This window comes from Aphanizomenon sp. CS-733/32, assembly GCF_028330045.1.
GTDB classification, from domain to species: Bacteria; Cyanobacteriota; Cyanobacteriia; order Cyanobacteriales; family Nostocaceae; genus Dolichospermum; species Dolichospermum gracile.
On sequence record NZ_JAQMSE010000023.1, the window covers coordinates 1 to 7,713 of the forward strand.

General features: G+C 40.9%; 7 protein-coding genes and 1 tRNA gene. 2 read left to right on the forward strand and 6 right to left on the reverse strand.

Translation table 11 applies throughout. The annotated features are described in order from the left end of the window. Positions 1-268: 268 nt before the first annotated feature. Positions 269-1,741: a cobyric acid synthase CobQ gene (gene cobQ / locus PN471_RS01805; RefSeq protein ID WP_271775418.1), complete on the reverse strand. Its 1,473-nt coding sequence runs from the start codon at positions 1,739-1,741 to the stop codon at positions 269-271. Positions 1,742-1,871: 130 nt separating this feature from the next. Further along, on the reverse strand, positions 1,872-2,276 hold the full coding sequence (locus PN471_RS01810) for an Npun_F0494 family protein (protein WP_193899144.1): 405 nt from the start codon (positions 2,274-2,276) through the stop codon (positions 1,872-1,874). Positions 2,277-2,406: 130 nt separating this feature from the next. Here PN471_RS01810 and PN471_RS01815 point away from each other — a divergent pair, with 130 nt between their 5' ends. Further along, positions 2,407-2,844: a peroxiredoxin gene (locus PN471_RS01815; RefSeq protein WP_271775419.1), complete on the forward strand. Its 438-nt coding sequence runs from the start codon at positions 2,407-2,409 to the stop codon at positions 2,842-2,844. Between the two features lie 162 nt (positions 2,845-3,006). Here PN471_RS01815 and PN471_RS01820 read toward each other — a convergent pair whose 3' ends face one another. From PN471_RS01820 to PN471_RS01835, 4 genes are all read right to left on the reverse strand, one after another. After that, the gene (locus PN471_RS01820) at positions 3,007-3,390 is read right to left on the reverse strand and encodes a hypothetical protein (protein ID WP_271775420.1); all 384 of its coding nucleotides are present in this window, start codon (positions 3,388-3,390) and stop codon (positions 3,007-3,009) included. Between the two features lie 20 nt (positions 3,391-3,410). Next, on the reverse strand, positions 3,411-4,295 hold the full coding sequence (locus PN471_RS01825; protein ID WP_271775421.1) for an ABC transporter permease: 885 nt from the start codon (positions 4,293-4,295) through the stop codon (positions 3,411-3,413). A 518-nt stretch (positions 4,296-4,813) separates the two neighbouring features. Next, on the reverse strand, positions 4,814-6,166 hold the full coding sequence (locus tag PN471_RS01830) for a hemolysin family protein (protein ID WP_271775422.1): 1,353 nt from the start codon (positions 6,164-6,166) through the stop codon (positions 4,814-4,816). Between the two features lie 280 nt (positions 6,167-6,446). Then, a complete protein-coding gene (locus PN471_RS01835) occupies positions 6,447-7,142 on the reverse strand; it encodes a hypothetical protein (protein ID WP_193899136.1) in 696 nt (231 codons plus the stop codon). A gap of 228 nt (positions 7,143-7,370) precedes the next feature. On the opposite strand from PN471_RS01835, the gene PN471_RS01840 reads away from it, so the two are divergent. Next, a tRNA-Ile gene (locus PN471_RS01840) sits at positions 7,371-7,443 on the forward strand. Positions 7,444-7,713: the final 270 nt, after the last annotated feature.

Consider the following 7,713-nt stretch of genomic DNA (forward strand, 5'->3'; position numbering starts at 1 on the left):
GCAGCCTACAAAACAAAAAACAAATCTCAAAACCAAAGAACCGTGGGGCGCACGGTCTTAAAGCTCAGTTAATGTCCTCATAGAGGAGTCACTGAGAAGCCCACACTCACCTGAAAGGGAGTGTGTGGAGTACGTCACGGTTTTAAATCCCCCGTTGCCAAACTTAAGTACGAATCAAAAATTACCCCCCATTTATAAAAATACAAGGGGGGTTATTTAACTTTTTATTGATTTAACTCAAATCCGATGAAATGAAAAACATCTTAATCTATATAAACGGTGTTAAGTCTAAATGCTCTTCAATTTGAGTAGCTAAAGAATCTAACATTTGTTCCCGCTGTTCTTTGTAGTTAGCCACACCTGTGGGTAAAGATTTCAACCCCCGTTGTTGACGGAGACGATTTACCCAAGCCCGTCGCCAAGGACCATTATCAAAAATTCCATGTAGATAAGTTCCCCAAACCGATTGGCAACTATCTACTAACCCTAAATTAGCATCATCAAATAGAGGTTGACAGGATTTTTGATCTGCTGGGTTTTCTATGCGCGAGCGCCCTTGGTGAATTTCAAACCCAGTCACAGGTAAACCCGCTTGGGGATAATTGGAAGTAACTTGACGCTGACGGGCAGTTTTTTGACCAGTAATGACTGTTTTTATAGGTAATAAATTTAACGCTGGATATTTACCAGATTGTCCTTCCATTCCTTCTGGATCAGTTATAGACTGCCCCAACATTTGGAAACCGCCACAAATGCCTAAAACCGTGCCACCAGAAGCTGCATAGTTTTGAATTGCTTCTGCCATGCCGCTTTTTTGCAAGGTAATTAAATCGGCAATGGTGGTTTTTGTCCCTGGGATAATTACTGCATCTGGATGTCCTAAACTTTGCTTAGGATGTAAATATTTGACGGTGACTGATGGTTCTGATTCCAAGGGGTCAAAATCGGTGAAATTGGCAATTCTGGGTAAACGAATCACCGCAATATTTAGTTCAGAGTTAGCTTTTGTGGGTTTGCGTTCTAGTAAATCTAGGGAGTCTTCCGCTGGGAAAACTTGTTCTAAATAGGGAATCACGCCGACAACAGGGATACCTGTGCGTTCTTCTAACCATTTAATTCCGGGTTCGAGAATTGAGCGCTGTCCTCGAAATTTGTTAATGACGACTCCTTTAATTAAGGCGCGTTCCTCTGGATCTAATAGTTCTAGTGTGCCGACTACATGAGCAAATGCTCCACCTCTATCAATATCAACTACTAAAAGTGTGGGTGCATTTAAGTGTTTTGCCACCCGCATATTAGTTAGGTCTTTGTGTTTGAGATTAATTTCGGCGGGACTACCAGCACCTTCACAAACGAGAGCATCAAACTCTGTAGATAGGTATTGTAGACATTCTTTGATGGTCTGCCAACCGATGTCAAAATATTGTTCGTAATAATCTGTGGCGCTGACTTTACCTATGGCTTTACCTTTGAGGATAATTTGCGATGTCATATCCCCTTGGGGTTTCAGTAAAATTGGGTTCATTTCTACCAGGGGGGCTATTCCCGCCGCCCAGGCTTGCACTGCTTGAGCATAGCCTATTTCGCCACCACTGGCGGTAACATAGGCGTTTAAAGCCATATTTTGACCTTTAAAGGGGGATACTCGCAACCCGCGCCGGGAAAGAATCCGACAAATAGCTGTGGTTATGAGTGATTTCCCTGCGTGGGATGTTGTTCCCACTACCATGATTGATTTCATTTTTAACTATATCTTAGTATGCTGAGATTTAGTAGTGCATCTGTGAATAAACTGTTATTTTTTTAAACTTGCATAAGTACGGCGGGCAAGATGCCCACCCCACCAAAGTTTTAAGCACAATTAATGTCGGTCAAAAGGGTAAACGTAACCAACGAGTCATAAAATCATTGTAGCGATCGCTTAGGGAAGGATTAGGCAATTTCTGATCTTTTAACTTGACAATCAATTGATGACCCAAGGGAGTTAGGCGAAAACTGTCTGTAATACCCTGTCCATCAACTTCTCGCCGCAATACTCCCACATCAATTAACCAGGCTAAAGCGTTTTCACAGGTCAATTCTGATAAGGGTTGCTTGGTGTAATTTTGCTGAGTTCCTTTCTCCATTGCTATAGCACCTAGTTGGATACTTTGGCTAGTCATGGCTATAAACAAATTCAGGTTAAAGGGCGAACAGATTAGCGATCGCTCCGCTCGTTCTAGGGCTTTACTAGTATAAACTAAGGGTTTAAGGTTTGAGGAATCCACAGTAGGCATTTTTCTTACTCTATGTTGGGCTTTTTGTCAATGCTTGGAAAATAAATACCTCTTTGGCAGAATATTCGGTAAGCAAGTTATTGTAAAATCTTGATTGCATGAATATTTTCTAAACAGGATAAGGTGAATTATGCCTCTATCAGTTGGTACAGACGCACCTGCATTTACCGCCAAAGACACTAACGGCAATACAATTTCATTATCTGATTTTGCTGGTAAAACAGTAGTTCTCTACTTTTACCCCAAAGATGACACACCAGGCTGCACCAAACAAGCTTGTAGTTTCCGTGATTCTCAAGCTGAATACAAAGACAAAGATGTTGTTGTGTTGGGAGTAAGTGCTGATGATGAAGTTTCTCATCAAGCATTCACCAATAAATATAATCTGAATTTCCCCCTCTTGGCTGACACCGACAAATCTCTAATTACAGCTTATGATGTTGATGGTGGTGGTTATGCCAAGCGTGTTACCTACATAATTGATGGTGATGGCAAAATCATTGATGTTGATGCTTCTGTTAACACTAGTACCCAAGCCAGTGATGTTTTGGCAAAACTGGGACTTTAATCATCAAGTAACTCCTTGAGGGCGCAGACTTTGCGCCCATTATTTCCCATTTACAGCAATTTCCAATCATATTAAGGTACATCCTAGCCCCCTCATCGCTTGCGGGGAGGGGGTTGGGGGTGGGGTTCTTGTTCCAGGTTTGATGACAATTTGCTGTAAGTGTTATTTACCTGATGATGGTAAAATCTGTAAAGGCAAGAGATTTTGTCCAGGGATAATGGCAGAAGTACCGGGATTTTGTTGTAATTGAGGTTGAAGAAGTTTCTGTTGTTCTGCCTTAAATGCGGCTATGGCTGGATCTAACTGTTGATTTTGTTGTTCCGCATTCCATTGGGTATTGCTCATTTGCAATGTGTGCATGAGACTGAGGGGGTTGAAATCTGAGCCATTACCAGATAAGGTATTGCTATTGCGATCGCTTTCCAAAGTCCCAAAAGGTTGATTAGGATTAGCTAAGGTGGGTGCTACTCCTAACAGAGAAGCGAAACTCATACTGGCGATAGTGGCAACAATAATTTTGCGAACTGGTAAAAATGGACTTTCCATGAAATTGCCCTTGTATATTTTTAAGCAAGACTGCGACGTAGTTGAGATTGAATACTCAATAAAGCCACTAGTGCAAAACCGAGTAATACTAACAACGCTACCCCAAAGGTAACATCACCCCAAAAGGCGTGCATAATGATATCATTTAATCCCCAACTGCTATGTAAATACAAATAGCGAATGGGTTCAATTGCATAGCTGAGAGGGTTGAGGGTGGCGATAACCTGCAACCAACCGGGCATGAAAGATAAAGGTGCTAAGGCTGTGCTGGCGAATAATAATGGGAGGTTAGTGACAAAAATTACGGCGATAAGTTCAATGTGTCCGGGTAATGCAAAGGCTAAACCTAAAGAAATAGCGGTGACACCTAAAGCGAGGAGAAAGACAATGAGAGCGATCGCACATAATCCTGTAATATCAGGTAAACCAGCCCCTAAAAATGCCGCTGCTGCCACAATTACCGCTGCTTGGAGTAAACTTTGGCTAATAATAAAAATAGCAGAAGCAAAAACAATTGAAAAGCGCGAAGCTAGAGGTGCAACCAGCAAGCGATTTAAAAAGCCAAATTCTCTATCAAACATCACAGGTAAGCCAGCATTTAACGCCCCAGCAAAAGCAGTAAATACTATCACACCTGCTGCCAAAAATTGTCCGTAATTTGTCGTACTACCAAACAAACCTTTGGGCGCATTTTGGAATAAAGCCCCAAACAGAACTAACCACATAACAGGCTGAATAATCCCAGCTATCAGGCTAGAGGGACGGCGTTGGAGTTGAATAAATAGACGACGGGTTAAGGCAAAAGTTTCTTGAACAATTTCTGCCAAGAAATTGGGGTTTGTATTCACCACTACATTAGATGCGGTAAGTTCTTGCCAATTCATCACTGCTTTATCATTATTCATAGGAAATGCTAAAAGTAAGGAGTCAGGAGTCAGGAGTCAGGAGTCAGGAGTCAGGAGTCAGGAAGAAGAAAGAATCAGGAATATTTTTCTCTTGTGTTTTCTGTTGACGCAAGCATTCTGAATTCTGAAAAATGTATCAATTATAAACATCTCTGTAGTTTTTAATTAGCAAAGAATGTTTATAATTCTTAATACTATATTACGCCTTATGTGAGTTGGCGGCTAGAACAATGCAATCTCCTTCGTAAGACTAGGACTTGTCGGTAAGGTGAAGTCTGAAACCCTTAAAATAACCGGGGCATTTTTAACTCACATAAGGCGTATATTATAACCAATATCCAATAATATCAAAGTAGAGCGATCCCACTCCCCAGAAATCGCCATTTTGACAAAGTTATAGCAACGGTCAAGGTGGTTAGGACATGAATTGTTCGTCTCAACGTACCGTAGGTATTCATGAAACTCTGTCCAAAACAGGTTTTTCTTCCTGACTCCTGACTCCTGAATCCTGACTCCTGCTATTCATCCCCATCTAAAATTCTAATTTGGATTTGGTGAAGACGCGGACCAGTAACAGAGATGATAGTAAATTCAAGATTGTCATAATGAAATATCTCACCTTTGTTGGGGATTTTTTGGCATTGATAAAGCAAAAATCCGCCCAAAGTTTGATATTCTCTCATTAAAGGTAAATTGAGATGTAGGATTTGATTAACTTCTTCCAAATTAATTTGCGCTTGCACCAAAAATGTCTGTTTGTCTACCATTTGAATCAATAAATCATTGGTGCTGTCAAGTTCACCAGCATGACCAATAATTTCCGCAATAATATCTTGAATAGTTACTAGTCCTACAGTTCCCCCAAATTCATTCACTACCATTACCATAGCGGGTTTCTCTTGCTGCATCATTGGCAAAAGTTCACTTAAAAGCGTTTGTTCCGGTACAAATCGAGGTGGACGCATCCAAGACTGAATTTGTGTTTCTGGGGTGATTTTTCCTAACGCCAAAGGTTGTGCTAAATCCTGAAAGTAGACTATACCGCGAATATCGTCCAAAGATTCACCGCTAATAGGATAGCGAGAGTGACCAGTGGTAGCTATTTCCTCAAGTAAGGTTTGAAAACTCGCAGTTATGGGGATACCAATAATACTAGTGCGAGGAATCATAATGTCTTCAGCGGTAATATCCCCAAATTCAAAGACATTATTTAAAAGTTCTCGTTCAGCATTTTCTAAACCCGTAGATTCTCGTTCTGTAGAGATAATTAATTGTAACTCTTCCGGTGTCACAGGCGGTCGCCAACTCTGACCCGTGTATTCAATCCCAAACAATCGTAGTAGCCAATAGGTGGATTGATTAAGAACCCAAATAAAGGGACTGAAAAACCGGACTATAGATTTAACAGATGGTCCCAAAAATCTAGCTAGATGTTCTGAGTATAACATAGCCACTGATTTTGGACACAATTCTCCTAAAACAATTTGTAAATAAGCAATAGCAAAAAAGGCAATAGGGACTGATAAAGAATGAGCGAGTAAATAATTCATTCTCACACTTAATGGCCAGGAATCGAGCCATTTTTCCACCAATACAGCAATTGTACTTTCGCCAATCCAACCCAGAGCCAAACTAGAAAGGGTAATACCTAATTGGGCTGTAGATAGTAGTCTATCAATACTACGTTGTAATGTTTCCACTGCGATCGCTCGAATATCACCAGCTTGTACCAACTGTTGAATCCGAGTTCGTCGCACCGTCACCATTGAAAACTCCGCCGTCACAAAAAAGGCATTGATAGCAATTAGCACTAGCACGCTACACAATCGCAGTCCTGTATCTGTCCAACTTAAGGTAGAAAAAGCACTCACTGTCTAAGATAGTGTAGAATTTGACAACTGGCGCAGAAAATCCCAAATAAATTTTAATTACGGCTGGCTAAATAAACGGGAAACCTAGATATATTAAGAGTTTCCGGGTTGAAAAAGATAAATCAGATGTCAGGAATAAGCATTGAAACCACCAAAAACCCATCACTTTCTCAAATTGGAGACTATTCTCACTTCCTTCTTCCTTCTGACTCCTGACTCCTGACTCCTGACTCCTGACTCCTGACTCCTAGCCCCCACGAAAAGACTTTTTTAGCAAACCCTAATTATCTTTCTCTACAGGAATATCAGACAATTGTAACTTGAGTTTTTGAGCCGGATAATCAGTTAAAGATAAAGATATCTGCTTGACATCATCAAGTAAAACGGTAGGAATGCTGATTGTACCTTTAAATTCTGCACCTTTGGCGGGCAGTTCTGCGGGTAAACCTTCGGTAATTGCACTCAAAGTTCTGCCTTTGTCATCAGTAATATCTAAAAAGCTATAGAGAAACCGCACAGACTCGTCACCTTTATTCTGCATATTCACTTTTAATAGTAAATCACCACCGGAATAGCGAATAGATTTTACAGACATGGTAACACCTTCACTTTCAGCCGTTACCGGAAATCCTGGTTGAGAAGTCTCTTCGACAACGGGTGTTTCCTTTGGTTGCGGCTTGGTAACTTTAATCTCTTCTTCTTCCGATTTGTCTGGTTTATTACCCTTTTTTTTGTCGTTAATTCGTGATTTCACGGCTTTGAGAATATCTTCTTCTTTTAAAAAAGCTACACTTTCCTCCTGGGGGTTATTAGCCTTGTTGCTGTTAAGTTTAGTCACAGGACGACCATCTGGTGTAGTCACACCTTTAAGTGCCATACTCCCCAGGGTAAAGCCCAAAAAACCACTTGCAGAACCGGCACCCAACATCAGAGTTAACAAAATTAAAGTTAGTAGTACAGTAGTATTTATTCTCATAAGGAAATTGAAATTTAGATTTAGTTACTATATATGCTAATGGGGATTTTTGAATTTAGCATTCCCGATTTTAGTCCCTATACTCCTACAAGGAAGAAAAATCAGGAATTGTTCTTGATGATTGTTTATAGGTTGCCAAATTATGATATAATGGTGTACTGTGGTTAAAGTAAAGTCATAAAATAAATGACTGAGCTGAAATTACAAGGTCAAAATCCAAGTAAATAAGCGCCTTTGGCCGATTGGGGAGGCAACGAACTCATAATTCGTCTTCAGGCTGGTTCGATTCCAGCAGGGCGCACTTTGTGAAACCTATATACAATAAGCTTTTTGGATTGGTAGAGTAGTTATACTCAAAACGGCTTGATTGTTTGATTCTAAAGGTAGGGGTAAAGCATGAGCTTAATGGTGTCAACTTAACGTTAAACGGGTGGTTAGAAAAGTTAGTTTAATTTCACCTCAACAGGGCGGGGAAACCCCAGGGCGGGGAAACCCCAGGGCGGGGAAACCCCAGGGCGGGGAAACCCCAGGGCGGGGAAACCCCAGGGCGGGGAAACCCCAGGGCGGGGAA